The organism is Mesorhizobium sp. M00.F.Ca.ET.216.01.1.1 (genome assembly GCF_004010325.2).
In the GTDB taxonomy this organism is placed as follows: domain Bacteria; phylum Pseudomonadota; class Alphaproteobacteria; order Rhizobiales; family Rhizobiaceae; genus Mesorhizobium.
The window spans coordinates 1-321 of sequence record NZ_SADR02000366.1; the positions used below are offsets into that span (position 1 = coordinate 1).

1 protein-coding gene is annotated in these 321 nt (G+C 62.9%); it reads left to right on the plus strand.

Annotated features, from left to right (window positions below):
* Positions 1-260 (plus strand): hydroxyisourate hydrolase (uraH, locus tag EN859_RS36500; protein WP_135913697.1); only part of this gene is annotated, 260 nt, incomplete at its 5' end.
* Positions 261-321 lie beyond the last annotated feature (61 nt).

Consider the following 321-nt stretch of genomic DNA (forward strand, 5'->3'; position numbering starts at 1 on the left):
GCCGCACGCACCTCAAGACCGTCACCACCAATGATGACGGCCGCTGCGACGCGCCGCTGCTGGCCGGCGCCGATTTCCGCACCGGCGAATACGAGCTGGTCTTTGCCGCCGGCGACTATCTGCGCGGGCAGGGCATCAGCCTGCCGCAGCCTGCCTTCATCGACATCGTGCCGATCCGCTTCGGCATGGCGGAGCAGCGGCACTATCACGTCCCGCTCTTGATTTCGCCTTATGGCTACTCGACCTATCGGGGGAGTTGAGACATGGCCGATACCAAGATCCGCAACGAGATCCGCTTTATTCTTAATGACGCCGACGTCG